This window comes from Pseudomonas sp. NY15372, assembly GCF_048068215.1.
Lineage (GTDB): Bacteria > Pseudomonadota > Gammaproteobacteria > Pseudomonadales > Pseudomonadaceae > Aquipseudomonas > Aquipseudomonas guariconensis_A.
Window position 1 is genome coordinate 325,036 of sequence record NZ_JBLUPY010000002.1, and the last position, 25,351, is coordinate 350,386.

The following is a 25,351-nucleotide window of genomic DNA, read 5'->3' on the forward strand; positions in this document are numbered from 1 at the left end:
TCCAACGGTGATGCCTTAGATGGACTTCAAAGACTATTACAAGATACTCGGCGTGGAGCCGACGGCGGATGACAAGGCGATCAAGGCCGCCTACCGCAAGCTCGCGCGCAAGTATCACCCCGACGTCAGCAAGGAGCGCGACGCCGAGGAAAAATTCAAGGAGGCCAACGAGGCCTACGAAGTGCTGGGCGACCCCCAGAAACGCGCTGAGTTCGACGAGATTCGCAAGTACGGCGGCCAGCACGGCAGGCCGTTCCAGGCGCCGCCGGGCTGGGAAAGCCGTGGCGGCGGCGGTGGTTTCGAAGGCGGCGACTTCTCCGATTTCTTCAGTTCGATCTTCGGCGCCCGTGGCGGCAACCCGTTCGGTCGTGGTCAGCAGCGCAGCGCGGGCAGGCGAGGGCAGGACGTGGAGCTGGAACTGGCGATCTTCCTCGAAGAAACCCTGAGCAAGGAATCCAAGCAGATCAGCTTCCAGGTCCCGCAGACCAACGCGGCCGGGCAGCGTACCGGGTTCACCACCAAGACCCTCAACGTCAAGATTCCTGCCGGGGTAACCGATGGCGAGCGCATCCGCCTCAAGGGCCAGGGCGCCCCGGGTATCGGTGGCGGGGCCAATGGCGACCTGTTCCTGACCATCCGCATGGCACCGCACCCGCTGTTCGATGTCGAAGGGCATGACCTGATCATCACCGTGCCCCTGGCGCCATGGGAAGCGGCCCTGGGGGCCAAGGTGGCGGTGCCGACGCTGACCGGCAAGATCAACCTGACCATCCGCCCCGACAGCCAGAGCGGCCAGCGCCTGCGGGTCAAGGGCATGGGCTTGGCGAACAAGCAGGGCGAGCGTGGCGACCTCTACGCCCAGCTCAAGGTGGTGATGCCCACCCAGTCGGACGCCACCACGCGCGAACTCTGGACCAAGCTCTCCGAGAAGGCCGCGTTCAATCCGAGGACACAATGGAGTAGTTGATCATGAGCAGCACCCTGATCGTTCAACTGGACATGCGAACCCTCTGCCAGGAAGCCGACATCACGGCTGACTGCGTGATCGAAATCGTCGAGCACGGCATCGTTGAACCCTCGGGGCGAACGCCGGAGGACTGGTTGTTCGACGATCAGGCGCCGTTGCTGGCCAAGCGGGCGGTGAAGCTGCACCAGGAACTGGAGCTGGAATGGGAGGGCGTGGCCCTGGCCTTGGAGCTATTGGACGAGGTGCAGCAGCTGCGCAGCGAGAACAGCATGCTGCGCCAGCGGTTGGGGCGGTTCATTCACATGTGAAGGGGCTTTCCCAGCCCTTCGGCTGCGTTGTCATGCAGAAAACCATTGGGTTAGCGCTGCCCCTTGTAGGAGCGGGCTTGTCCCGCGATCGGGCCATCCTTCAGTCCCTCGGCTCGGCCCCTGGGTCAAGCATCAGCTGCATGAAGGTCAGGTCCAGCCAGCGGCCGAACTTCACCCCCACCTGCGGCATCTGCCCGGTCACCACGAAGCCCAGCCGCTCGTGCAGGCGGATCGAAGCCGCATTGCCGCTTTCGATCGCCGCGACCATCACATGCTTGCGGCACGCCCGCGCCCGTTCGATCAGGGCCTCGAGCAGCATCAGGCCCAGGCCCTTGCCGCGTTGGTCGCTGCGCACGTAGACCGAATGCTCGATCGTGTGGCGAAACCCTTCGAATGGCCGCCAGTCACCGAACGAGGCGTAGCCCAGCACGCCGCTGTCATCCACCGCCACCAGGATCGGGTAGCCCTGTTCGGCCCGCGCGGCGAACCAGGCCAGACGGTTGGCCAGGTCCACCGGCGCTTCGTTCCAGATTGCCAGGGTGTTGCGCACGGCGTCGTTGTAGATGTCGAGGATGCCGGGGACGTCTTCGGGTTGGGCTTCGCGGATTTCATGGCGCATGGTGGCGGCTCGCAAGGGGCTGTGCGGGTTGGGGCAGCTTCAGCTGTCCTGGTTGCCACGCACGGCGGTGCGTGGGTGACGCTTGCTCCGCACCATCTGGTAGGTCGCGGCCAGGATCACGAACCACAGCGGCGTGACAACCAGCGCAGCGCGGGTATCGGCCTCCAGGCTCAGCAACACCAGGATGAAGGCGAAGAACACCAGGCATACATAGCACATCAGGCGCCCGCCAGGCATCTTGTAGGTCGAGGCCTGGTGCAGCGCGTCGCGGTGTTTGCGGTAGGTCAGGTACGACAGCAGGATCAGCGTCCAGACGAACATGAACAGCAGCGCCGAGACCGTGGTGACCAGGGTGAAGGCCTCGACCAGGTCGGGGATCACGTAGATCAGCACGGCCCCGAGCAGCAGGCAGGTGCAGGAGAAGTACAGGCCATTGGCCGGCACGGCCCGCCGCGACAGCTTCTCGAAGGCCTTGGGTGCGTCGCCTTCCTGGGACAGGCCGTAGAGCATGCGGCTGGTGGAGAACACGCCGCTGTTGGCCGAGGACGCCGCCGAAGTCAGCACCACGAAGTTGATGATGCTCGCCGCCGCTGGCAGGCCGGCCAGGACGAACAGTTCAACGAACGGGCTCTTGCCTGGTACCACGTCGCGCCATGGGGTGACGGCCATGATGGCGATCAGCGCGAGCACGTAGAACACGATGATGCGCACCGGGATGGAGTTGATTGCCCGTGGCAGGGTGCGTTCGGGGTTCTTCGCCTCGGCGGCGGTGGTGCCTACCAGCTCGATACCGACGAAGGCGAACACGGCGATCTGGAAACCTGCGAAGAAGCCCATCAGGCCGTTGGGGAACATGCCGCCGTCGTTCCACAGGTTGGCCAGCTGCGCCGTGCGCCCGGCAGGTGACTCGAAGCCGGTGATCACCATGTACAGGCCTGTCGCGACCAGGCCCAGGATGGCGACGATCTTGATCATGGCGAACCAGAATTCGATCTCGCCGAACATCTTCACAGTGATCAGGTTCAGCGACAGCAATACCGCCACGCAGGTGAGCGCGGGTATCCACTGGGGCAGGTCGGGGAACCAGAACTGCGAGTAGGCGGCGATGGCGATCACGTCGGCGATGCCGGTGATGACCCAGCAGAACCAGTAGGTCCAGCCAGTGAAATAGCCGGCCCAGGGGCCGAGCAGGTCGGCGGAGAAGTCGATGAACGACTTGTAGTTGAGGTTCGACAGCAACAGTTCGCCCATGGCGCGCATGACGAAGAACAGCATGAAGCCGATGATCATGTAGACGAAGATGATCGACGGGCCCGCCAGGCTGATGGTCTTGCCCGAACCCATGAACAGGCCGGTGCCGATGGCGCCACCGATGGCGATCAACTGGATATGGCGGTTGGTGAGGTTGCGTTGCAGATGGGTATCGTCTGCCGGTGTGGAGGAGGTCCGGGTCATGGGCTGCATTCCATTGAGGGTCGGTCTTCTTGTGGGAAAGCTAGGTAGGCTAACACGCGCGTCCCAATCACGGATGTGGCAGATCGGCACGACCTTGGTGGTACGGCGCGATGCTCGACATGACGGGCGTCAATGGTTGCATGGGGGGGGGCCGCCCACCCCGGCCCCCCGCCGCCCCCCCCGGGGCCCCCCCCCCCGGGGGGGCCCGCGGGGGGCCCGGGGGGCCGGGGTTTGCGGCCGGACCAGCCAAGCAATGTCTCAGGCCCGGGCGAATGCCCGCTGCCTCACCACCAGGCTATCGACCACCCACATCACCAGCATCGACACCCCCACCAGCGGGAACGCGATACCCAGCACCAACATCACCCCCGTGGCGGTCTTCCAGCGTGGCAGGTCATGGCGCAGCGGCGGCACGCCCAGACGACCATCGGGCCGGCGTTTCCACCACATCACCAACCCGCTGACCGAACCGAGCAGGATCATCAGGCACACCAGCAGGATGATGAGCTGATTGAGCGGCCCGAACATCTTGCCCTCATGCAGCATCACCCCAAGCTCTGTGGCACGGGCGACCGGGCTGTAGTCCTGCCAGCGCACATCGGCCAGCACCTGGCCGGTGTACTGGTCCACATGCAGGGTGGCGTCATTGCGAGGGTCGTCGGCGAACACCGCGATGGTGAACACGCCCTCGGCGGTGGTCGGCAGGGTAATGCTGTAGCCTGGCTCGACCTTGCGTGCCGTGGCCACGTCCTCGACCTGCTGCAGGCTCACCTGGGGCGCGGCGGGGCCGCTGGCCATGGCGTGGTGGCCCGCATGCTCGGCATGTGCGCCGGAGACCGGCATTGGCGTGTTCTCCACGGCCCAGGGTACGGTCTGGCGGTGGGCATTGTTCAGCTCGCGGGCCTGCTGGTCGGACTTGGGCACGTCGTTCCACATGGCGGCCGGAAAGCGGTTCCACAGGTCGGCGTACTGCTTGCCCCACAGGCCAGTCCAGGTCATGCCGCTGAGCAGCATCAACAATAACAACAGCGAGCCCCAGAACCCGGTGACAGCATGCAGGTCACGCCACAGCACCCGGCCGCGTGCCGACCACCGCGGCCACAACACACCGGCGCTGCTGCGCCCGCGTGGCCACCACAGGTACAGGCCGGACACCACCAGCACGATGCCCCAGCCGGCGGCGAGCTCCACCAGGCGATCGCCCACGGTGCCGACCATCAGCTCACCGTGCAGGGCGCGGGCCACCGCCTGCAGGTTGTTCTTGCCGTCCTGCTCGCCGAGCACCTGGCCGGTGTACGGGTCGATGAACACGTTCAGCTCGCGTCCGCCGTCGTGCACGACGAATTGCGCGCTGCGCTCGGCACTGACCGGTGGCAGGTACTGGCCCACGTGCCCCTGTGGATAGACCCGGCGTACCTCGGCCAGGAGCTTGTCGGCGTCCTGCCGGTGATGGCCGGCCTCGACCACCATCAAGTCGCGATACAGCAGTGGGTCGAGCTGTGGCTTGAACAGGTAGATGATCCCGGTGATCGCCAGCAGGATCATGAAGGGCGCGACGAACAGCCCGGCGTAGAAATGCCAGCGCCAGGCCAGGTTGTAGAAGGAGACGCGTTTTTCGCTCATGTGAACCCCCCGAGTGACTGGTCAGGCGCGGGGAAGACCGCGCCTGGGTCGTTGTTGTCAGAAGCTGATATCGACCTTGGTCCAGAAGGTCCTGCCTGGCTCCATCACCGGCTGCGGGTCGCTGGCCGGGTAGCCGAACCCGGCGTTCCCAGCCAGGTTCAGGTGCTCGGCGTAGGCCTTGTCGAACAGGTTGTCGACGCCTGCGCTGAGCTTGAGGTTGCGGTTCACCTTGTAGGCGCCGTTGAACGAGAACACGCCGAAGCCTGCGCTCTTCTCGTAGTCCTTGCCAACCACGTTGCCCTGGTTCTCGGCAATGCGGTTCTGCGCGGCCACCAGGCGCCACAGGGCCCCGACGCTCCAGGTGTCGCGGCTGTAGGTCAGGCCCAGGCGGCTTTCCAGGGGCGGCATCTGCGGCAGGGCCTTGCCGTCGCTGCTGTTCTTGCCCCAGGCATAGGCCACGGTGGCGTCAGCTTTCCAGTGTTCGCTCAGTTTGTAGGCCGCACCCAGTTCGCCGCCCATGATGCGGGCGTCGATGTTCTGGGCCTGGGATACGAGTTTGCTGCCCATGCCGCCACTGCCTGGTACGTAGTCGAACAGGATGTAGTCGCGAACCTGCCCGATGTAGCCCGAGGCCCAGGCTTCCATGCGCTCGTCGTGGTACTGGATGCCAACGTCGAGCTGAGTGGTCTTTTCAGGCTTGATGCCATCGAAGGCGTTCGCTGACCCATTGGGTGGCAGGGTGGGCGAGAACAGCTCCCAATAGTCAGGGAAGCGCTGTGCATGGCCCAGGCCGATGTAGGTGGTGGCCGCAACGGCAGCCAGGTCATGTTCGTAGCGTATGAAACCGCTGGGCAGGGTGTCGGCGCGGGTGTCCCCTTCGGTGAGGCTTTTCGCGCGAAAATCGCGGGCCGAGGCACGATCGAGGCGAGCCCCGGTCACCAGGCGATCTTCCCCGGTGGCGTACCAGGTCAGCTCGCTGAACAGCCCGTAGTTGTGGAAGTCGGCGTCCTTGGTCCAGGACTGGCCCTTGTGCGCATCCACGGCCATGCCACCGCGCTTGCGGTGTTCGTTGGTCTGCGCGTCGATGCCGCTGACCAACTGCATGTCGTCCCAGCGCCAGGTGGCCTTGATGCGTGCGCCCATCGTGCGACGGTCGACGTTGCTGACCATCGCCATCATGCCTGGCGAGCGCAGGCTGTAGTTGTCCATCACATGGTCGGCATAGTTGTAGTAGACCTGCGCCTCGACCTTGTCGAGCACTTCGCCCAGGTTGGACTTCTCGAAACGCAGGCCCAGGCTCTCGCGCTTGAACTGCGAGCCGTCCATGCCGCGCCCGGCGTAGCGGGCTTCGCCATCGCCCTTGCCGGCGGTGAGTTCCAGCAGGGTGTCCTGGTCCGGCGTCCAGCCAAGGGTGACGTCTGCGTTCCACTTGTCCCAGCGCGAGGGCACGGTGTCACCGTTACCATCGTCGTAGTCATCGGCACGCGACTGGTTGCCGACAAAGCGGGCGTAGCCCTGGCGGGTGCCGGCGGCGGCATCGAGCACCTTGTCGAAGCGCCCATGGGAGCCAGCCAGCAGGCTGGCATTGACGCGGCTGCCGAGCTCGCCGAACTGTTCCGGCTCACGCTCGAAGAGAATGGTCCCGGCCGAACCGCCTGGGCCCCAGATCACGCTTTGCGGGCCCTTGATCACCGTTAGGCGGTCGTAGGTTTCCGGCGAGATGTAGGACGTCGGTGCGTCCATGCGATTGGGGCAGGCGCCCAGCATCACGCCGCCGTTGGTGAGGATGTTCAGCCGCGAGCCGAACATGCCGCGCAGCACCGGGTCGCCGTTGGTGCCGCCTGCGCGGATGGCCGAGAAGCCGGGAATGGTCTTGAGGTAGTCGGCGCCGTCGCTGGCCGGCACGGGCTGGCGTGGGTCCTTGGGGTTGGCGACCACGGTCAGCGGCGAGCTGGGCGCGATGGCAGTGACCACCGTCGGGCTCAGCTCGGCAGGGTCGTGCTCATGGCCTTCGAGGTGGCCGGCTTCGGCGGCCAGGGCCACGGGCGCGAGCAGCGAGCCGCAGAGCACGGCGACGGTGCCGCGCAGGGAAAGGGCAAAAACAGAGGTACAGCCAGACATAGTGATTCCAGTCGATCAGTCGTGAACAGGTGCGAAGCCACGTGGCTCCGTGCGTTGGCAAGTTGTGTTCAGGCGATGATCGAAATGGGCGGGGCGCGGCTGCGGGCACCTGGGAATATGGCCTGGCGGGCATGCCCTTGGCGAACCGGGGCGGGCCTGAGCAGCGGGGGGAGGGCGCTTGCGGCGTTGAGCGGGCTGAGGGGCTGGGGCAGGGCCGGGCAATTGAACAGCAGGCTGCAATAACCGCATTTTTCCCAGACCACGTGCAACTGGCCGTCGGCCTGGCCGCGGTGGCCTGTGCTGCCATGGTCGTGCCCGGCCGCCATGGCCATGTCCATCGGCATGGCCATGTTCATGCCGGCGTGGTGCTCCGTCGGCATCGACTGGGAAACCAGTGGGCCGATGAAGATCATCCACATGGCGAACAGGCTCAGCCAGCCGCCACCCGCGCGCCTGCGATCAGGGCGCAAGGTGCGGGCGAACCGGTTACGCGGCAGGCTCATGGCGAGTGCTCGTCGACGATCAGTGGTTATGCGCCTGCCCTTGCTGCTCGGCAGGAGGCTGTCGCTGCACGGCCACCTCGACGGTGACGTCGCCGGCTTTCTCGAAGTGCAGGGTCAGCGGGAAGCGCTTGCCGTCACTGAGCAGGCTGCGGTCCTTGGGCTGCATCAGCATCACGTGGTAGGCGCTGGGGGCGAAGGTCAGGTCCTTGCCCGCCGGGACCACCACGCTGGGCACCTGCTGCATCTTCATCAGGCCGTCGGCAGTTCTGGCGTGCTCGTGCAACTGGGCGTCGTCGGTGATGGGGCTGTCGACCGAGAGCAGGCGGTCGTCCTGCTGGCCGTTGTTGTGCACGACGAAGTAGGCCGCGACATTCGGTGCATTGGGCGGCAGCGCCAAGGACCAGGGGTGGGCGATATGCAGGTCGCCCGCGGTGTATTCATGAGCATTGGCGAAAGCGCCGGGCAGCATCAGTGCGGCCAGGACGAGGGCTTGCTTGAGCATGGTGAGTCTCCGATCTGTACAGGTTCAGGCAGACAGCGGGGGGAACTCAGGCCAGGGGGGACGCGCGCGGGTTGAGCGCCGGCCATAGCTGGCGCGGCGTGGGCTGGTAGTCGGCAAGGTGCGTTGCAGGGCTGGCCAGGCGCAGCGGGGGGTTATGCAGCTGCGGCGGGTAGCCGGGCAATGCGAGCAGGGGCGCGGCGCCGGAGCAGCACCAGCAGTTCATCATGCTGGCGCTGTCGTCGCTCTGCGGCCCCAGGTCGATCTTGGCCAGGGCCTGGACATCGACCTTGCTCTTGTTCGCCATGCTCGAACAGAAGGCACCCCACAGCAGCTGCTCGGCCGGCCCTTTGGGCGCGGCCGAGGACAGCGGCATGGCCAGCAGGTTGAACAGCACTGCCAGGCAGGCTATCCACGCAATGTGCCGACGTGGGGTCATGGGAGAGATCCGGTCAGGAATCAGGTGGCTATTGTAAGGGCGAGTATAGGTAAAAATGCCCGGGTGCGATGAAGTGTCGCACCATGGGTAGGCAAGCCGATGTAGGGATTTACTCAAAACTATTCGCGAAAAGGTTGGAGTTCGCAGAGCGGATCATCGTCCGGGTCGACAGGTTGATTGCGGCTAACGCCGAAGTCAGGGCCGACCTCGTCTCCATCGAACCAACTGCTCCAACTTTCATCAGCAGGTGCAGTGGTGCGGGCATGATCGGATTCGGCGATTTCTACGTGTTCTACCTTCGCCATCACATGAGGCGTTTTTGCTTGTGGATTGCTTCGAGCAGCAAACGTACCTCCTCATATTCCCGGTCGACTTTGGGCAATACCGGCCGCTTGAGCACCAGCACCGGCACCCCCAGCTCCCGAGCCACCTCGAGCTTGGGCTCGGTGGCGGTGCTGCCGCTGTTCTTGCTCACCAGCACATCGATTCGCCGCCTGGCGAACAAGGCGCGCTCGTCCGCGAGATGGAACGGCCCGCGTGCGCCGATCACTTCGCAGCGCTCGTTGCCGGGGCAGGCCTCGAGGGCACGCAGGGTCCAGAACTGGTGAGCGGGGATTTCATGCAGGTGCTGCAAGGGTTCGCGACCGAGGGTGAACAAGGGGCGTTCGAACGGGGCGAGGGCGTCGATCAGCTCGGCCCAGCCGTCCACCTCGCGCCAGTCGTCGCCCGGCTGGGGCTGCCAGGCCGGGCGGCGCAGGACCCAGCAAGGGATGCCGGCAGTGGCGGCGGCCTGGGCTGCGTTGGCGCTGATCTGCGCCGCATAGGGGTGCGTGGCGTCGATCAGCAGGCCGATGCGTTCTTCACGCAGGAAGGCGACCAGGCCTTCGGCGCCGCCGTAGCCACCTACGCGCACCTGGCAGGCGAGGTCCTGAGGCACGCGGCCGATGCCGGCCAGGCTATAGACATGTTCAGGGCCTAGTTGGCGGGCGATGGCCAGGGCTTCGGTGATGCCGCCGAGCAGCAGGATGCGTGTGCTCATGGCACGCCCGCCTTGCCGACGATGCCGCCTTGGCGATCGATGGCGAACACCTCGACCTGCACCTGTGCCGGCACCACGCTGCGGGCGAACGCCAGGGCATGGGCGCACACCGCATCGCCCAGAGGAATGCCCGCCGCATGGGCCAGGGCCAACGCTTGCTGGCTGGTGTTGGCGCCGATGATCGATGCTTGCAGCGCAGCATCGGCACCCAGGTTGGCAGCCCAACCGGCCAGTTGCGGCAGGTCGATGCTCGAACTGCGGCTGTGCAGGTCCATGTGCCCGGCGGCGAGCTTGCTGATCTTGCCGAAGCCCCCGCACAGGGTCAGGCGTGGCACCGGGACCTTGCGCAGGTGCTTGAGCACGGCGCCGACGAAGTCGCCCATTTCGATCAGGGCGATTTCCGGCAGGCCGTAGACCCGGCGCATGGTGTCTTCGCTGGCGTTGCCGGTGCAGGCGGCGATGTGCGTGTAGCCATTGGTGTGGGCAACGTCGATGCCCTGCTGGATCGAGGCGATGTAGGCCGAGCAGGAGAACGGCCGGACGATGCCGCTGGTGCCGAGGATCGACAGCCCGCCGAGGATGCCCAGGCGCGGGTTCATGGTCTTGAGGGCGAGCTGTTCACCGTCACGCACGTTGACGGTCACTTCGAAACCACCTTCATGGCCGCATTCGTCCGCCAGACGCTGCAGGTGTTCGCGGATCATCTGCCGTGGCACCGGGTTGATGGCCGGCTCGCCCACCGCCAGCACCAGGCCTGGGCGGGTGACCGTGCCCACACCCGCGCCTGCGACGAAGCGCACGCCCGGCGCATCGAGCAGGCGTACCTGGCTGTAGAGCAGGGCGCCGTGGGTCACGTCGGGGTCATCGCCCGCATCCTTCAAGGTGCCAGCCTCGGCGCCCTCGGCCGTGAGGCGGCAGAATTCCAGGCGCATCTGCACCTGCTTGCCCTTGGGCAGGGTAATGCCCACGGCGTCGGCGGGCTCGCCGGTGAGCAGCAGGCGCGCCGCCGCCAGGCTGGTGGCGGTGGCGCAACTGCCGGTGGTCAGGCCGCTGCGCAGGGGGGCGGCTTTCTCGCGGGTTTCTTCACGCATCGAGAGGCTTCACCACATCGAGCAGGGTGATCGGCAAGGCCTGGCGCCAGGTGTCGAAGCTGCCCAGGGGCTGGGCATGGGCCACATGGATACGGGTCAGCTCGCCGCCATGGGTGTCGCGGAACGTGGCCAGGGCCAGTTCGCTCTGCAGGGTCACGGCATTGGCCACCAGGCGCCCGCCGGGGCGCAATTGTTCCCAGCATGTTGCCAATACGCCGTCGCGGGTGACGCCGCCACCGATGAAGACCGCATCGGGGCGCTCCAGCCCGGCGAGCGCCTCGGGAGCCTTGCCGCGGACCAGTTGCAGGCCGGGTACGCCAAGGGTGTCGCGGTTATGTTCGATGTAGGCTTGGCGCCCCTCGTCGGCTTCGATGGCCAGGGCCCGGCAACTGGGGTGGGCGCGCATCCACTCGATGCCGATCGAGCCGCATCCGGCGCCCACGTCCCATAGCAGCTCACCTGGGCGAGGGGCCAGGCGCGCGAGGGTGATGGCGCGCACGTCGCGCTTGGTCAGCTGACCGTCATGGCGAAAGGCGTTATCGGGCAAGCCGACGATAGGCGACAGCTGCACGGTGGTGGCCGAGGCCTGGCATTCGATGGCCACCAGGTTCAAGTCTGCGGCCCGACCGTGGGGCCAGTCCTCTGCGCTGCCGGACACCTGGCGTGCCTGGGGGCCGCCCAGGTGTTCGAGGACATGCAGCCGGCTGGGGCCGAAACCGCGCTCGCAGAGCTGGCGGGCAATGGCCGCCGGGCTGTCGCCGTCGTTGCTCAGCACCAGCAGGCGCAGGCCGCTGTAGAGGTGGGCGTTGAGGGCGGCCAGGGGCCGGGCGACGATCGATATCACCTGCACGTCCTGCAACGCCCAGCCCAGGCGGGCGGCGGCCAGGGCGCAGGAGGACGGCATTGGCAGCACCTGCAGTTCTTCGGCGGGCAGTTGGCGCGCGAGGCTGGCGCCCACGCCGTAGAACATCGGGTCGCCGCTGGCCAGCACGCACACCGGCTCGCCACGCAGTGCCAGGACCGGAGCGAGGGAAAACGGGCTCGGCCAGTTCAGGCGTTCGCCGGCCACGCAGCGAGGCAGGAGCGCCAGCTGGCGCGGGCTGCCAAAGATTCGCGGGGCGGCCAGCAGCGCCCGCCGTGCTTGCTTGCCCAGGCCGCTGAAGCCGTCTTCGCCGATGCCCACTATTGTCAGCCAGGGTGCCATCTGTTGTTGATCCGCCATGTTGGGGCCGCGTTGCAGCCCATCGCGGGGTAAGCCCGCGCCTACAGGAGCTGGGTACGCCGCCCGGAAATTCTGTGCATGTTCGACCGCCGGTTTTTCATGCCGTCGGACAAAGCAGGCATAATACCGCGCCTTCTACACTCAAGCGCATTTTCAAGATGCCGGACGCCCCCTTGACGCAGCCCCCAGCCGCCCTCGTTTCGCCCCGCCCCTCGGCTTGCCCGGGGTTGTGGCGTATCGTCGACGCGCGCGACGGCGGGATCTGTCGCATCAAGTTGCCCGGCGGCTTGCTGCAGGCCGGGCAGGCCGAGGCCGTGGCCGACGCCGCCGAACGTTTCGCCACGGGGGTGATCGAGGCGACCAACCGTGCCAACCTGCAAATCCGCGGTATTGGCAACGACCGCCAGGGCCTGGTGCAGTGCTTGCTCGACGCCGGCCTCGGGCCGCGTGACGCCGCCTTTGATGATGTGCGCAACTTGATGCTCAGCCCACTGGCGGGCCTCGATCCCGCCATGCTGCTCGATACCCGCCCATTGGCCGGGGAGATTCTGCGGATGCTGGAAGCCACGCCCCGCCTGCATGAGCTGTCGGCCAAGTTCGCCATCCAGCTCGACGGTGGCGAAGACCTGGCGATGCTCGAGCATCCCCATGACCTGTGGCTGGCGGCGATGACGCTCGACCAGCGCACCTGGTTTGCGTTCGGCCTGGCGGGGTGCCCTGGCCAGGCGTTGGGCGCCGTGCCGGTCGAGCAGGGGCTGGCGCTGGTGCAGGCGGTGCTGGTGCGTTTCCTCGACCTGGCCGGGCCGCAGCAGTCACGCATGCGTCAGTTGCTCGCCGACTGTTCGGTCGACGCGTTCATCGACGGCCTGGGCCTGGAGATCCGCCGCGATGCGGCGGTACTTGGATGGCGCCGCGCGCCGGCCCGTGCCTCCTGGCTCGGCCCGTTGGCCCAGCGACAGGGCATGGCCCTGGGGGTCGCCCCGCCGCTGGGGCGCCTGACAGCGAACCAGTTGCGCGGCATCGCAGGCGTGGCCCGTACAGCAGGTGATGGCAGCCTGCGCCTGAGCCCTTGGCAAAGCTTAGTGATACCGAACCTCGACCTGACGCGGCTCGACCAGGCCCAGGCGGAACTGCACGCCTTGGGCCTGCTCTGCCACGCCGATCACCCCCTTGCCCGGCTCACCGCTTGCACGGGTTCCAGCGGGTGCGCCAAGGCGCTGGCCGACACCAAGGCCGATGCCCAAACGCTCGCCCCCTTGTTGCGCGCCGGGCGCCCCGGCAGCGTGCACGTGTCCGGGTGCCTGCGTTCCTGCGCTGCGGCCCACGTTGCCCCGGCCACTTTGCTGGCCCGCTCACCGGGCCGATACGACCTTTATCTGCGCGACAGGTGCCAGCCGGGCTTCGGCAGGCTTCGCGCAACCGACATCACCCCAGAAGAAGCAGGCGCCATGCTCGACCTGCCGACGGAGCACCTTGATGATTGACTACATCCGCGATGGTCAGGAGATCTATCGCAATTCCTTCCGGATCATCCGCGAGGAAGCCCGGCTCGAGCGGATACCCGCCGACCTGGAAAAGCTCGCCGTGCGGGTGATCCATGCCTGCGGCATGGTCGATGCCATCGACGGCCTGCAGTTTTCCGAAGGTGCCGGCCGCGCTGGTCGCGAGGCCCTGGCCAAGGGCGCGCCGATCCTCTGTGACGCACACATGGTTGCCGAGGGCGTCACCCGCGCCCGCCTGCCGGCGAACAACGAGGTGATCTGCACCCTGCGCGACCCTAGCGTGCCTGGCCTGGCCCAAGCGCAGGGCAACACCCGTTCGGCCGTGGCCCTGGAGCTGTGGCGCCCGCACCTGGAAGGCAGCGTGGTGGTGATCGGCAATGCCCCGACGGCATTGTTCTACCTGCTGGAGATGCTCGACGCCGGCGCGCCCAAGCCCGCGCTGATCCTCGGTTTCCCGGTGGGCTTCGTCGGCGCTGCGGAATCCAAGGCGATGCTCGCTGCCGACAGCCGTGGCGTGCCGTTCGTGATCATGCAAGGTCGCCTGGGCGGTAGCGCGATGGCCGCCGCCGCGGTCAACGCCCTGGCCACGGAGGTGGAGTGATGCAGCCGCGTGGACGTCTGTTCGGCCTGGGCGTAGGCCCTGGCGACCCGGAACTGATCACCGTCAAGGCCCTGCGCCTGCTGCGCGAAGCCCCCGTGGTGGCCTACTTCGTGGCCAAGGGCAAGCGGGGCAATGCCTTCGGCATCATCGAGGCGCACCTGCAGGCGGCGCAGACCCTGTTGCCGCTGGTGTACCCGGTGACCACCGAGGTCCTGCCGGCACCGCTGTCCTATGAACAGGTGATCAGCGACTTCTACGACGAGGCCGCCCAGCAGGTGGCCGCGCACCTGGACGCGGGGCGTGACGTGGCGGTGATCTGCGAAGGCGACCCGTTCTTCTACGGCTCCTACATGTACCTGCACGATCGTCTGGCCCAGCGCTATGAGGCCGACGTGGTCCCTGGCGTGTGCTCGATGCTCGGAGGCGCCTCGGTGCTGGGCGCACCGCTGGTGTATCGCAACCAGAGCCTGTCGGTGCTCTCTGGGGTGTTGCCCCACGAAGAACTCAAGCGGCGCCTGGCCGATGCCGATGCCGCGGTGATCATGAAGCTTGGGCGCAACTTCCCCAAGGTGCGCCAGGTGCTGGGCGAACTGGGCCTGGAGGGGCGCGCGCTATACGTGGAGCGCGCGACCATGGCCAACCAGAAGATCGTCCCTCTGGACGAGGTGGACCCGCAGTCCTCGCCGTACTTCTCGCTGATTGTCGTGCCAGGTGAAAAATGGCAGGGCTGAACATGGAGAAGGCCCCGGCGATCGTCATCCTTGGCCCGGGCAGCCTGGTTACCGCGCAGCGGATCCAACGGCGTTATCCACACGCGATCATCCATGGCCTGCAGGGGCGGGTCGAGGCAGTGGATTCATGCTACGACAACTTCGGCGAGACCCTGCGTCAGCTCTACCGGCAGGGCTCACCGATCATCGCCTTGTGCGCTGCCGGCATCGTGATTCGCAGCCTGGCCGGTGTGCTTGCGGAAAAGGGCGTCGAACCACCGGTACTGGCCGTGGCCGAGGACGGCAGCGCCGTGGTGCCACTGCTGGGCGGCCTGGGTGGGGTCAACGTTATGGCCCGGGAGATTGGCCAGGCGCTGGACGTGGCACCGGCCATCACCACCAGTGGCGAGCTGCGTTTCGGCACCTGCCTGCTCAACCCGCCGCCGGGCTACCTGCTCGCGGACCTGGAGCAGGGCAAGCGCTTCGTCTCCGACCTGCTGGCCGGCGAGTCGGTGCGGGTGCACGGGGATGCGCCGTGGCTCGCACAGGCGCAACTGCCAGAAGATCAAGCCGCCCAGCGCTCCATCCACGTGGGGTGCGAGGCGCGACCGGCCAGCCGTGACGAGCTGCTCATCCATGCCCGCTGCGTGGTCGTGGCGGTCGAGGGCGCAGGCGCGGGTGTCGTCGAACGGGTACGTTGGGGGCTTCAGAAGGCCGGTATCGCCGAGCAATCGCTGGCCTGCCTGCTGGCCGACGAGCAGGCCATGGCCGATCAGGCCTTGCAGGAAGCCGCGCAAACGCTGGGGATCGAACTGCGTTTCGCCGCCATGGGCTCGGGCCTCGCCGAGATGGCCGCCGCAGCCGTCCCCGGGGCCCGGTTGATCGAGCAGGACGGAGTCGTCCTCGCGGTGGCCGCGGCGCCAGTGGATGCCCAGCAGGTGGGCAGGCGTCGAGGGCGCCTGGCCGTGATCGGCCTTGGCCCCGGCGCGGCCGAGCTGATGGTCCCGGCGGTCAAGGCCGAGCTGGCCCGGGCCCAGGACGTGCTCGGCTACGAGACCTACGTGCGCATGGCCGGCCCGTTCCGTGAGGACCAGGTGCTGCATTGCACCGACAACCGCGAGGAGATGCAGCGCGCTCGCCACGCCTTCGAGCTGGCTGCCCTGGGGCGTTCGGTGGTGGTCGTGTCGTCCGGTGACCCAGGCGTGTTCGCCATGGCGGCGGCGGTGCTCGAAGCCTTGCACGAGTCCAGTGATCCTGCTTGGCACCAAGTGGACCTGGAGATCCTGCCAGGCGTCTCGGCCTCCCTGGCCACCGCCGCGCAAGCAGGGGCACCATTGGGCCATGACTTCTGCGTCATGTCCCTGTCGGACAACCTCAAGCCCTGGTCGATCATCGAGCGGCGTCTGGACCTGGCCGCGCAAGCCGACCTGGTGCTGGCGTTCTACAACCCGATCTCCCGGGCCAGGCCCTGGCAGTTAGGGCGTGCGCTGGACATCGTGCGTCAGCATCGCGATGGGCAAACGCCTGTAGTCCTTGGCCGAGATATCGGTAGGCCAGGGCAGACACTCAGGGTCGTCACCTTGGCCGAGCTGGTGCCGGAAATGGTCGACATGCGCACCATGGTGTTGGTGGGATCCTCGACGACCTGCCGGTTCGAGCGCTCTGGCGGTGGCGAATGGGTATACACGCCACGTTGGTATGGCACCCGGCCCTGACGGTTGAAAGCGTACCGGGCTGGGAAGCCTTTCGTGGCAGGCATGGCCTGTCGCGCTCGGTAGGTTGAGGGCTGGAGTCACCCGGCTCCAGCTTCAACTACCCGAGGAAACATGGCCATGAGCGAAAAAATCGAGGATCAGCGCGTCGAAGTGCTGGCAGACAAGAACCTGTTCGTCTTCCCTGACCACATGAGCAAGGCGAACTGTGACGCTGCCAAGGAATGTCATGTCTTCGCCACCCAGGCGGCCACCGCGCAGTTTCATCCGACGAACCAGGCGGACCAGTGGTTCGGCTTCTACATCGATGTCATGCAGCAAACGGGCTGGGTGCCGGTTCGCTATGAAATGAACCGCACCGTCAGCAGCAATGTGCAGTTGCAGGTCAGCAATTTGCTGGGTAAAGGGTTGCAGGTAGCGATCGGCTTTCTGTCCGGTGGCATCGTCGGTGCGGCCAAGGAAGTCGGCACGGCGGCCATCGACGCGCTTGCCAATAGCCCCGAAGCCATCGAGCTGCTCCAGCGCGACGCCCTCGAGAAGGATCGCAGCGGCCTGAGCCTGGCACAGTGCAACCAATCGGCCAACGGTGAGGTGGTCATGCTGCTGACCGCTGTCCATACCGATGCCGAGCCGGACGTGAACAGCAACTACCTGTTGTTCAACTGGAACAGCAGGGGCAGCACCACCTATACCGGTGTCGCTGCCTTGACCTTCCATCGTGGCCTCTACGAGCAGAACCGCGATGTCTTGATCGACCGCGTGAGCAAGAATGCTCGCTCCACCTTGCTGAGCCTGAAACTCAAGCGTTGAGCCCATGCGCATCGGGAGATCGTTCCCGATGCGCCTTTGGAGGGATGAATCATGCCCCATGATTACACCTTGTGGCTCAACGGCAACAGCCTGGTACTGATGTCCAGTGCGTTGAGCTCGCGACAGGTCGATACCTTGCTCGACCTGCAATTGGCCGCCTACCTTCAGGCGAGCGCGGAATATGCCATGTTCGATGACTACACACGGTGGCGGTCGGAATACCGAAACACCCAGCTGGATCTGGGTTGCCCCTTCACCGAACTGGCGGCGCCCGACAAGCCCGCTGTCTCGATCGAACCTTTCAAGGCCTTGTGCTGCAATGTATTGAACAGGCTTGGACATGCACACCGAGCGGGAGTCGCCCGTTGCCTGCAAGCTGTCGACCTACCTGAGGCGCACCCAGCCTTGCAGGTCTTATGGACCGAATGCGTCCTCCCCCCCGAGCGGGACCTTTGCGCCACCTTGGTGACCGAGCTGCGAGTGGTGTTGCCTGACGCGTCGATCGTAAGTGGGGAAATGCGCTTCAAAAGCCGTGAGGGCATCGAACGACGTTGGCCCTGGCAGCGGTTCGATGTATTGGCGCTGGAGCAGTTGACCCTGCATGCCACCCGTTACCTGGTTTCCGAACGTGCGTTGGCGGATATCCGTGATGGGCTTCGGGAGAAATATGCGCAGGAGCGAGCCAAGTACGTATGTCAGGTCGCCTTGCCTGCGTCAGGAGGACAACACCATGAGTGAAGCAAACCGTATCAGTGCCAGCATCGTCTCCGGCAGCCTGGCAGCGTTCATGCCGAGCGTGAGTCCTGCGGATCGGGAGGATATCCTGCTGGTGAACCTGTTCGCGCAGCGCGCCACGCGCGACGAGTTCACCTCGGGCTTGAACACCAACTGGTTCGACAATTACCGACGCAAGCTGAGTTACCTGGGTTGGGATGCCACGCCGCCACCCAATGTGCGACGTCGGGGCCCGGACCGTGGGCGGCTGGTGGACCATGCTGTGAGGCAGATCGAGCAGGCAGGCTCAGGCGTGCACGCCGAACTGACCGGCCAGGCGTTGACCGCGCTGGAAAACGATTCGAAGGCGATGCAGGTATTCGAGCTAAACGCGCGGGTCGGGCGCGGGTTGAGTTTCCAACTGTTGCCCTGCGTACGGCATTCGGGCGATTACTTCGACATGGTGCTTTATCACATGGAGTTGAATGTGCCGCTTGATGCCAAGCTGCAGAGTCTTCTGTTCTACAACTTCAACGACAAGACCCAGGTGCGCGTCCAAAGTGCCGAGTTGATCCGCTTCAACCTGCGGATCTTCCGTGATGAGTTCAAGGCGAAGGTGCAATCCCGGGTGACGGCGCAAAGTCGTCAATCGATCCTCGACCTCAAGCTCAGGTGACCAGGTAACCTTTGATCCCGGTGAAGATGATCTGCGCCGCCAGGGCGCAGACGAACAAGCCCATCAGGCGGCTGACGATCTGCAGGCCCTGGTCGCCGAGGATGCGTTCGATGTGGTAGGAGAGGTAGAGCACCAGGCCCACGGTGAAGCTGGCCATGGCGATGCTGACGATGGCCAGCAGCTTGTCGTCCCAATGGGGCTGGCTTACGCCCATCACCAGCAGCGCACCGATGGTGCCGGGGCCGACCGTGAGGGGAATGGTCAGCGGTACGATGGTCACGTCCTGTTGCACGTTGTCGGTCTGTACTGCCGACTTGCCCTGGGCCATGCCCAGGGCAGAGATGAACAGCACGCTGCCTGCGCCGATACGGAAGGCGTCGGCGGTGATGCCGAACACACCGAAGATCACCCGCCCGAACAGGTAGAGCAGGACACTGGCCACCAGTACGGCGATGGCCACGCGCCAGGCCAGTTGCTTGCGTTCCTTGCTGGAGTAGCCGCGTGTCAGGCTGATGAAGCAGGACAGCACGAAGAACGGGCTGTAGAGCACGAGCATTTTCAGGTAGACGCTGAACAACTCATGAAGCATGGCGCGGACCCATGGCAGGGAAGAGGTGTGGGCAAGTGTATCAGCAGTCATGTCGGCGGTGCCCCATCGCGGGACAAGCCCGCTCCCACAAGGCCCGCAAACTCAAATAGTTATGCGTTGTTCTGTGGGAGCGGGCTTGACCCGCGATTGGGGCGCAAAGCGCCCCCTCATGGAGTCTGCAGAGGGTCCGAGGCCGCCGCTCGCTGGCGGGCCCAGTATTGGACCGTTTCGCGCAATTGCGACAGCTCCACCGGTTTGGCCATGTGCCCGTCCATGCCCGCCTGGCGCGCGCGTTCCTTGTGTTCGCTCAAGATGTGCGCGGTCAGCGCCACCACCGGGGTGCGTTGGCGCTGGTTGGCCGTTTCCCAGGCACGCAATTGCTCGGTAGCGGAGAAGCCATCGAGCACGGGCATCTCGCAGTCCATCAGCACCAGGTCGTAGCGCTGCGCCTTCATGGCGCGCAGCGCCTCCTCGCCATTGCTGGCGGTGTCCGGTTCCAGGTTGAGCTTGCCGAGCATGCCGCGGATGACCTTGGTCGAGATGCTGTTGTCCTCGGCCACCAGCACACGAAAGTCGTTGGGCAGGTCCAGCGGCGTCGGCGGGCCGGCAAGGCCAGGCGCGGGCGCCTGTTCGCGGCCGCGCTGGGCGAGTTCCTCGGCCAGGGTAGTCTTCAGGGTGTAGCCGGCAACCGGCTTGGCCAGGATGCGCTTGACCCCGGCATTGCGGGCGATGATCTTGCTCGGCGCGTTGCTGATGCCGGTGAGCATCACTACGAGGATGTCGTGGTTCAGGCTGGGGTCTTCCTTGATCTTCGCGGCCAGTTGCATGCCCGTCATGCCGGGCATGTTCTGGTCCAGCAGCACGGCGTCGAAATAATCGCGCAGGTGCGCCTTGGTGCGCAGCAGGGCCAGGGCCTCTTTGCCCGACGGCACGGCACTGACATTCATGCCCCAGGCGCTGCACTGCTGCACCAGCACCTTGCGGCAGGTGTCGTTGTCGTCCACCACCAGCACGCGGGCGTCGCGCAACGGGCCGTCCAGGTCGGTGGGCGGTTGCTCCAGGCGCGAGGGGTCCAGGGGCAGGGTGAGCCACAGCGTGTTGCCGGTGTTGCTGCTGCTCTTGATCCCGAACTCGCCTTGCATCAGCCCGATCAATTGCTTGGCGATGACCAGCCCGAGGTGCCCACCGAGCTTGTTGCTGGAGAGGAACTGGTGGCTGTGCAGCTCGGCCTGCAACAAGGCTTCTCGCTCAGCGGGCGGCATCGATTCGCCGCTGTCTTGTACGGCAATGCGCAGGCGCGGGACGTTGCCACGCTGGTCGAGGGCCACCACCAGTAGGATCTCGCCCTGCTCGGTGTTCTTCAGGGCATTGTCCAGCAGGCTCGACAGGGCTTGGCGCAGGCGCGTCGGGTCGCCGCTGATCACGCGTGGCACCTGCGGCTGGGTGAAGCTGATCAGTTCGATGTTCTGCTGCTCGGCCTTGGCCCGGAAGATGTTCAGGCAATCCTCGATCAGCGCGTTGAGGTCGAACTGCACATCGTCCAGCTCGATCTGCCGGGACTCGAGCTTGGAAATGTCGAGGATCTCGTTGATCAGGGTCAGCAGTTCGTTGCCGGCGCTGTGGATGGTCTGCACATAATCACGTTGCTTGACCGACAACGGCGTGCCCAGCAGCAGCTCGGTCATGCCCAGCACACCGTTCATGGGGGTGCGGATTTCGTGGCTGATCTTGGCCAGGAACTCGGCCTTGGCGTTGATCTCGGCATCGCTGGCGGCCAGGGCGCGGCTGGCGCGGAAGCGTTCCTCGCTGATCCTGCGCAGGCGCTCGCTGACCGCCAGGTTCAGCAGCAGCCCGCTGACCACGGTCAGCCCCATGAGAATGCACAGCAGCCAGGGGGTCGTGGTGCGGGTAAGGCCCAGCAGGGCAGGCAGCAGCACCAGCCCGCCCAGGTTGAACACCAGCATGGCCACGGCGAACAAGCGCGCTGGCCCGTAGCCCTTGTACCAATGGTAGGCACTGACCAGCAGCATGGTGACGCTGCCCAGGGCCATCAGCGCGTAGGTCATCAGGTTCAACGGCAAGGTATCGACGAACAGCAGCACCAGGCCACTGACCGCGACGATCAGCATTTCCCCATGCAACAGGCGGTTGCATCGGGGGGAGCTGCACGGGCTGAAGAAGTGTTGGGTGAAGTACAGCCCGGCCAGGCCCGCCAGGACCAGGGTCAGGTAGGCCGCCGGCGTCTGCGCGCTGTGCCACAGGTGCCACCATGGGCCGCTGAGGTTGAGCAGGATCAGGGCGCTGAGCAGCATCAGGCCATGATAGAGGGCCAGGATCAGCGTGGTGCTGGAGCGGGTGTAGAGAAAGCGGATCAGGTTATGCAGGATCAGCATCGCCAGGCCACCGAACAGCAGGCCGAACAGCAGGGGGCGGGTCTGGTCGGCGGCGACCGACGATGCAGGTTCAAGGCTGATAGCCGGGCGCAGCTGGTGTTCGGAGACCAGCCGTACATAGATTTCGAGGGCGTTGGGGCTGTTGGGCAGCGGCAACAGGTGGTCGCTGCTGCGCAGGGTCGGGCTGGTATTGCCGGCCTGGCGACCATGGTGCAGCTGGCGCACGAGCTTCTCGCCATCCAGGGCATAGAAGTCCAGGCGCGAAAGGTCCGGGGCGAAGATACGCAGCAGTTGTTCTTGCTCGCCGGGTTCGAGCCGGTAGTGCAGCCAGAGGGCCTGGTCGGCCGGCGCTGCGTCCAGCTCGAGCAGGCGGATGGGGCTGAACTGGTTGCGGTAGCGGTCCGAGCGCACGTCGCTCAATTGCAGGTTGGCCTGTTCATCGAGCAGGACCGACCAGCCTGCACCTTGCTCGGCTGTGGCCGGAGGCAGGCAAAGCAGCGTCAGCAGGCTGACGATCAGGGCAATGGCAATCCGAAGCCGACGCACGACGAGGTCCTTCCTAGCTGAAATGCCGGATTACAACTATGCGCGGGGCGCCAAGACGAAGGCAAGGCCCCCAACGGGGCCTTGTCGGTTGGCCGAAGGCCGTGCGCCAGGGCGACACGGCGATTCGGTGCAGGTTACTGATGCTCGCCACGCTCGCGGGCGATGGCCCGGTAGCCGATATCAGTGCGATAGAAGCTGCCGTTCCAGTCGATCTGCTCGGCCAGGCGATAGGCCTGCTGCTGGGCGGCCTCGACCGTGGCGCCCATGGCGGTAGCGCAGAGCACGCGGCCGCCTGCGGTGACGACCTGGCCGTCCTTCAGAGCGGTGCCGGCATGGAAGACCTTGCCGTCGAGCTTGGCGGCGGCGTCCAGGCCGTTGATGGCATCACCCTTGGCGTAGTCGCCTGGGTAGCCACCGGCAGCCAGGACCACGCCCAGGCTCGGTTGCGGGTTCCACTGCGCCTCGACCTTGTCCAGGGCCTTGGCGAAGGCCGCTTCGACCAGCAGCACCAGGCTCGATTCCAAGCGCAGCATGACTGGCTGGGTTTCCGGGTCGCCGAAGCGGCAGTTGAACTCGATGACCTTGGGGTTGCCCGCCTTGTCGATCATCAGGCCCGCGTACAGGAAGCCGGTGTAGACGTTGCCTTCCTCGGCCATGCCACGCACGGTCGGCCAGATGACCTGATCCATCACGCGCTGGTGCACGTCCGGGGTCACGACCGGCGCCGGGGAGTAGGCGCCCATGCCACCGGTGTTCGGCCCGGTGTCCTTGTCGCCGACGCGCTTGTGGTCCTGGCTGGTCGCCATCGGCAGCACATTGTGGCCGTCGACCATGACGATGAAGCTGGCTTCCTCGCCATCGAGGAACTCCTCGATGACCACGCGCGAACCGGCATCGCCGAAGGCGTTGCCAGCGAGCATGTCACGCACGGCGGCTTCGGCTTCCTCGAGGGTCATGGCGACGATCACGCCCTTGCCCGCGGCCAGGCCGTCGGCCTTGATGACGATCGGCGCGCCTTTTTCCTTGAGGTAGGCCAGGGCCGGCTCGATCTCGGTGAAGTTCTGGTAGTCGGCGGTCGGGATCTTGTGGCGTGCCAGGAAGTCCTTGGTGAAGGCCTTGGAGCCTTCCAGCTGGGCCGCACCCTTGGTTGGGCCGAAGCAGTCCAGGCCGCGGCTGCGGAACAGGTCGACGACGCCGGCGACTAGCGGGGCTTCCGGGCCGACGATGGTCATCTGCACGTGCTGTTCGGCGAAATCGGCCAGTTGTTCCAGGGCGGTGACGTCGATGGCGACGTTCTCGCACTTGGCTTCGGTGGCGGTGCCGGCGTTGCCCGGGGCAACGTAGACTTTCTCGACCCGTGGGTCCTGGGCGACTTTCCAGGCCAGGGCGTGCTCACGGCCGCCGCTGCCGATGATCAAAACTTTCATGTCAAAACCTCGAATTCTATGGGCCGGCGATCGTTGCGTACTGTGGGAGCGGGCTTGTCCCGCGATTGCGACGGGTCAGGCAACAAAGGTGTTCCTGCTGGCGCTATCGCGGGGCAAGCCCGCTCCCACAGGGATCGCGGGGTCAGGCTGGCCGTGTATCAGTGGCGGAAGTGGCGCATACCGGTGAACACCATGGCAATGCCGGCTTCGTCGGCAGCGGCGATGACTTCGGCATCGCGCATCGAACCGCCTGGCTGGATCACTGCGGTGATACCCACTTTAGCTGCATTGTCGATGCCGTCACGGAACGGGAAGAACGCGTCCGAGGCCATGACCGCGCCCTGTACCTGCAAGCCAGCATGCTCGGCCTTGATGGCGGCGATGCGGGCGGAGTTGACGCGGCTCATCTGGCCGGCGCCCACGCCGATGGTCTGGCGCTGCTTGGCATAGACGATGGCATTGGACTTGACGAACTTGGCCACTTTCCAGGCGAAGACCAGGTCGTGGATCTCCTGTTCGGTCGGGGCGCGCTTGGTCACGACTTTCAGGTCCTCGGCAGTGATCATGCCGATGTCGCGGCTCTGCACCAGCAGGCCACCGTTGACGCGTTTGAAGTCCCAGCCGGCAACACGCTCGGCAGGCCATTGGCCGCATTCGAGCAGGCGTACGTTCTGCTTGGCAGCGACCACCTCACGGGCGGCCTGGGAAATCTTGGGCGCGATGATCACTTCGACGAACTGGCGATCGACGATGGCCTTGGCGGTTTCGCCGTCCAGCTCACGGTTGAAGGCGATGATGCCGCCGAAGGCCGACTCGGTGTCGGTGGCATAGGCCAGGTCGTAGGCCTTGCGGATACCGCCTTCGTCTTCCGGGACCACGGCCACGCCGCACGGGTTGGCGTGCTTGACGATGACGCAGGCCGGCTTGACGAAGCTCTTGACGCACTCGAGCGCAGCGTCGGTGTCGGCCACATTGTTGAACGACAGTTCCTTGCCCTGCAACTGAAGCGCGGTGGAAACGCTGGCCTCGCCCTTCTTGGCCTCGACGTAGAACGCTGCGCTCTGGTGCGGGTTCTCGCCGTAGCGCATTTCCTGGGCCTTGACGAACTGGCTGTTGAAGGTGCGCGGGAACTCGCTGCGGCCTTCGGTGGACAGGGTCTCCTCGGCTTGGTCGATGGTGCCCATGTAGTTGGCGATCATGCCGTCGTAGGCGGCGGTATGCTCGAAGGCCTTGAGCATCAGGTCAAAGCGCTGGGCGTAGGTCAGGCCGCCGGCCTTGAGGTTTTCCAGGACGCTGGCGTAGTCGCTGGCGTTGACCACGATGGCGACGTCCTTGTGGTTCTTCGCTGCGGAACGGACCATGGTCGGGCCGCCGATATCGATGTTCTCGATGGCGGTCGGCAGGTCGCAGCCTGGCTTGGCGATGGTCGCCTCGAACGGGTACAGGTTGACCGCGACCAGGTCGATCGGCTTGATACCGTGCTCGTTCATGATGGCATCGTCGATGCCGCGACGGCCCAGGATGCCACCGTGGATCTTCGGATGCAGGGTCTTGACCCGGCCATCCATCATTTCAGCGAAGCCGGTGTAGTCGGCCACTTCCACCGCGTTCACGCCATTGTCCTTGAGCAGCTTGTAGGTGCCGCCGGTGGACAGGATCTCGACGCCGAGCTGTTGCAGCTCACGGGCGAACTCGAGGATCCCGGTCTTGTCGGAGACGCTGATCAGGGCGCGGCGGATCGGCAGGCGGGTAGTCTGGTCGGTCATTTCGGATTCCATAACGCGG

The 25,351-nt window shown here is 65.7% G+C and carries 24 protein-coding genes; 9 read left to right on the forward strand and 15 right to left on the reverse strand.

Going from position 1 to position 25,351, the window contains the following annotated elements:
- Positions 1-19: 19 nt before the first annotated feature.
- On the forward strand, positions 20-967 hold the full coding sequence (gene cbpA / locus ACNFG0_RS03070) for a curved DNA-binding protein (RefSeq protein WP_196166395.1): 948 nt from the start codon (positions 20-22) through the stop codon (positions 965-967).
- A 2-nt stretch (positions 968-969) separates the two neighbouring features.
- Positions 970-1,275: a chaperone modulator CbpM gene (locus ACNFG0_RS03075; protein WP_196146963.1), complete on the forward strand. Its 306-nt coding sequence runs from the start codon at positions 970-972 to the stop codon at positions 1,273-1,275.
- Positions 1,276-1,375: 100 nt separating this feature from the next.
- Here the strand turns inward: ACNFG0_RS03075 and ACNFG0_RS03080 are convergent, their stop codons facing one another.
- The 11 genes from ACNFG0_RS03080 to cbiE form a co-directional block, all read right to left on the reverse strand.
- The gene (locus ACNFG0_RS03080; protein ID WP_196154815.1) at positions 1,376-1,894 is read right to left on the reverse strand and encodes a GNAT family N-acetyltransferase; all 519 of its coding nucleotides are present in this window, start codon (positions 1,892-1,894) and stop codon (positions 1,376-1,378) included.
- Between the two features lie 39 nt (positions 1,895-1,933).
- The gene (gene cycA, locus ACNFG0_RS03085; protein ID WP_196146961.1) at positions 1,934-3,349 is read right to left on the reverse strand and encodes a D-serine/D-alanine/glycine transporter; all 1,416 of its coding nucleotides are present in this window, start codon (positions 3,347-3,349) and stop codon (positions 1,934-1,936) included.
- A 258-nt stretch (positions 3,350-3,607) separates the two neighbouring features.
- Entirely contained in the window at positions 3,608-4,972 is a 1,365-nt protein-coding gene (locus ACNFG0_RS03090; RefSeq protein WP_196154816.1) for a PepSY-associated TM helix domain-containing protein, read from the reverse strand.
- Between the two features lie 57 nt (positions 4,973-5,029).
- A complete protein-coding gene (locus ACNFG0_RS03095; RefSeq protein WP_416763984.1) occupies positions 5,030-7,093 on the reverse strand; it encodes a TonB-dependent copper receptor in 2,064 nt (687 codons plus the stop codon).
- 68 nt (positions 7,094-7,161) lie between these two features.
- On the reverse strand, positions 7,162-7,596 hold the full coding sequence (locus tag ACNFG0_RS03100) for a DUF2946 domain-containing protein (RefSeq protein ID WP_416763985.1): 435 nt from the start codon (positions 7,594-7,596) through the stop codon (positions 7,162-7,164).
- Positions 7,597-7,615: 19 nt separating this feature from the next.
- The gene (locus tag ACNFG0_RS03105) at positions 7,616-8,098 is read right to left on the reverse strand and encodes a copper chaperone PCu(A)C (RefSeq protein ID WP_196146641.1); all 483 of its coding nucleotides are present in this window, start codon (positions 8,096-8,098) and stop codon (positions 7,616-7,618) included.
- Positions 8,099-8,144: 46 nt separating this feature from the next.
- Positions 8,145-8,534: a DUF2946 domain-containing protein gene (locus ACNFG0_RS03110; RefSeq protein WP_196146642.1), complete on the reverse strand. Its 390-nt coding sequence runs from the start codon at positions 8,532-8,534 to the stop codon at positions 8,145-8,147.
- 119 nt (positions 8,535-8,653) lie between these two features.
- Positions 8,654-8,839, reverse strand: a complete 186-nt coding sequence (locus ACNFG0_RS03115; RefSeq protein WP_416763986.1) for a hypothetical protein — start codon at positions 8,837-8,839, stop codon at positions 8,654-8,656.
- Positions 8,839-9,573: a cobalt-precorrin-6A reductase gene (locus ACNFG0_RS03120; RefSeq protein ID WP_416763987.1), complete on the reverse strand. Its 735-nt coding sequence runs from the start codon at positions 9,571-9,573 to the stop codon at positions 8,839-8,841. Before ACNFG0_RS03120 ends, ACNFG0_RS03115 begins: the two co-directional genes overlap by 1 nt.
- On the reverse strand, positions 9,570-10,664 hold the full coding sequence (locus ACNFG0_RS03125) for a cobalt-precorrin-5B (C(1))-methyltransferase (protein ID WP_196154822.1): 1,095 nt from the start codon (positions 10,662-10,664) through the stop codon (positions 9,570-9,572). Before ACNFG0_RS03125 ends, ACNFG0_RS03120 begins: the two co-directional genes overlap by 4 nt.
- Entirely contained in the window at positions 10,657-11,868 is a 1,212-nt protein-coding gene (cbiE, locus tag ACNFG0_RS03130) for a precorrin-6y C5,15-methyltransferase (decarboxylating) subunit CbiE (RefSeq protein WP_416764003.1), read from the reverse strand. Before cbiE ends, ACNFG0_RS03125 begins: the two co-directional genes overlap by 8 nt.
- 176 nt (positions 11,869-12,044) lie before the next feature.
- Between cbiE and cobG the strand changes: the two genes are divergently transcribed.
- From cobG to ACNFG0_RS03165, 7 genes are all read left to right on the forward strand, one after another.
- A complete protein-coding gene (gene cobG / locus ACNFG0_RS03135; protein ID WP_416763988.1) occupies positions 12,045-13,370 on the forward strand; it encodes a precorrin-3B synthase in 1,326 nt (441 codons plus the stop codon).
- Positions 13,363-13,989 carry a precorrin-8X methylmutase gene (locus tag ACNFG0_RS03140; RefSeq protein WP_196146647.1) on the forward strand — a complete coding sequence of 209 codons (627 nt, stop codon included), beginning with the start codon at positions 13,363-13,365 and terminating at the stop codon, positions 13,987-13,989. Before cobG ends, ACNFG0_RS03140 begins: the two co-directional genes overlap by 8 nt.
- Positions 13,989-14,720: a precorrin-2 C(20)-methyltransferase gene (locus tag ACNFG0_RS03145; RefSeq protein WP_196146648.1), complete on the forward strand. Its 732-nt coding sequence runs from the start codon at positions 13,989-13,991 to the stop codon at positions 14,718-14,720. The genes ACNFG0_RS03140 and ACNFG0_RS03145 overlap by 1 nt, the downstream gene beginning before the upstream one ends.
- Positions 14,708-16,414: a precorrin-3B C(17)-methyltransferase gene (cobJ, locus tag ACNFG0_RS03150; RefSeq protein WP_416763989.1), complete on the forward strand. Its 1,707-nt coding sequence runs from the start codon at positions 14,708-14,710 to the stop codon at positions 16,412-16,414. Before ACNFG0_RS03145 ends, cobJ begins: the two co-directional genes overlap by 13 nt.
- Before the next feature lie 117 nt (positions 16,415-16,531).
- Positions 16,532-17,221, forward strand: coding sequence for a hypothetical protein (locus ACNFG0_RS03155; protein WP_196146650.1), 690 nt, complete (start codon positions 16,532-16,534; stop codon positions 17,219-17,221).
- Between the two features lie 51 nt (positions 17,222-17,272).
- Positions 17,273-17,959, forward strand: a complete 687-nt coding sequence (locus tag ACNFG0_RS03160; RefSeq protein ID WP_416763990.1) for a hypothetical protein — start codon at positions 17,273-17,275, stop codon at positions 17,957-17,959.
- Positions 17,952-18,611: a hypothetical protein gene (locus ACNFG0_RS03165; RefSeq protein ID WP_416763991.1), complete on the forward strand. Its 660-nt coding sequence runs from the start codon at positions 17,952-17,954 to the stop codon at positions 18,609-18,611. The genes ACNFG0_RS03160 and ACNFG0_RS03165 overlap by 8 nt, the downstream gene beginning before the upstream one ends.
- Here the strand turns inward: ACNFG0_RS03165 and ACNFG0_RS03170 are convergent.
- The 4 genes from ACNFG0_RS03170 to purH all read right to left on the reverse strand — a co-directional run bounded on the left by ACNFG0_RS03170 (position 18,604) and on the right by purH (position 25,332).
- On the reverse strand, positions 18,604-19,200 hold the full coding sequence (locus tag ACNFG0_RS03170) for a MarC family protein (protein WP_416764004.1): 597 nt from the start codon (positions 19,198-19,200) through the stop codon (positions 18,604-18,606). The genes ACNFG0_RS03165 and ACNFG0_RS03170 overlap by 8 nt on opposite strands.
- Before the next feature lie 167 nt (positions 19,201-19,367).
- A complete protein-coding gene (locus ACNFG0_RS03175; RefSeq protein ID WP_416763992.1) occupies positions 19,368-22,139 on the reverse strand; it encodes a response regulator in 2,772 nt (923 codons plus the stop codon).
- A gap of 134 nt (positions 22,140-22,273) precedes the next feature.
- Positions 22,274-23,566 carry a phosphoribosylamine--glycine ligase gene (gene purD / locus ACNFG0_RS03180; RefSeq protein ID WP_196146654.1) on the reverse strand — a complete coding sequence of 431 codons (1,293 nt, stop codon included), beginning with the start codon at positions 23,564-23,566 and terminating at the stop codon, positions 22,274-22,276.
- 158 nt (positions 23,567-23,724) lie between these two features.
- On the reverse strand, positions 23,725-25,332 hold the full coding sequence (gene purH, locus ACNFG0_RS03185; RefSeq protein WP_416763993.1) for a bifunctional phosphoribosylaminoimidazolecarboxamide formyltransferase/IMP cyclohydrolase: 1,608 nt from the start codon (positions 25,330-25,332) through the stop codon (positions 23,725-23,727).
- Positions 25,333-25,351: the final 19 nt, after the last annotated feature.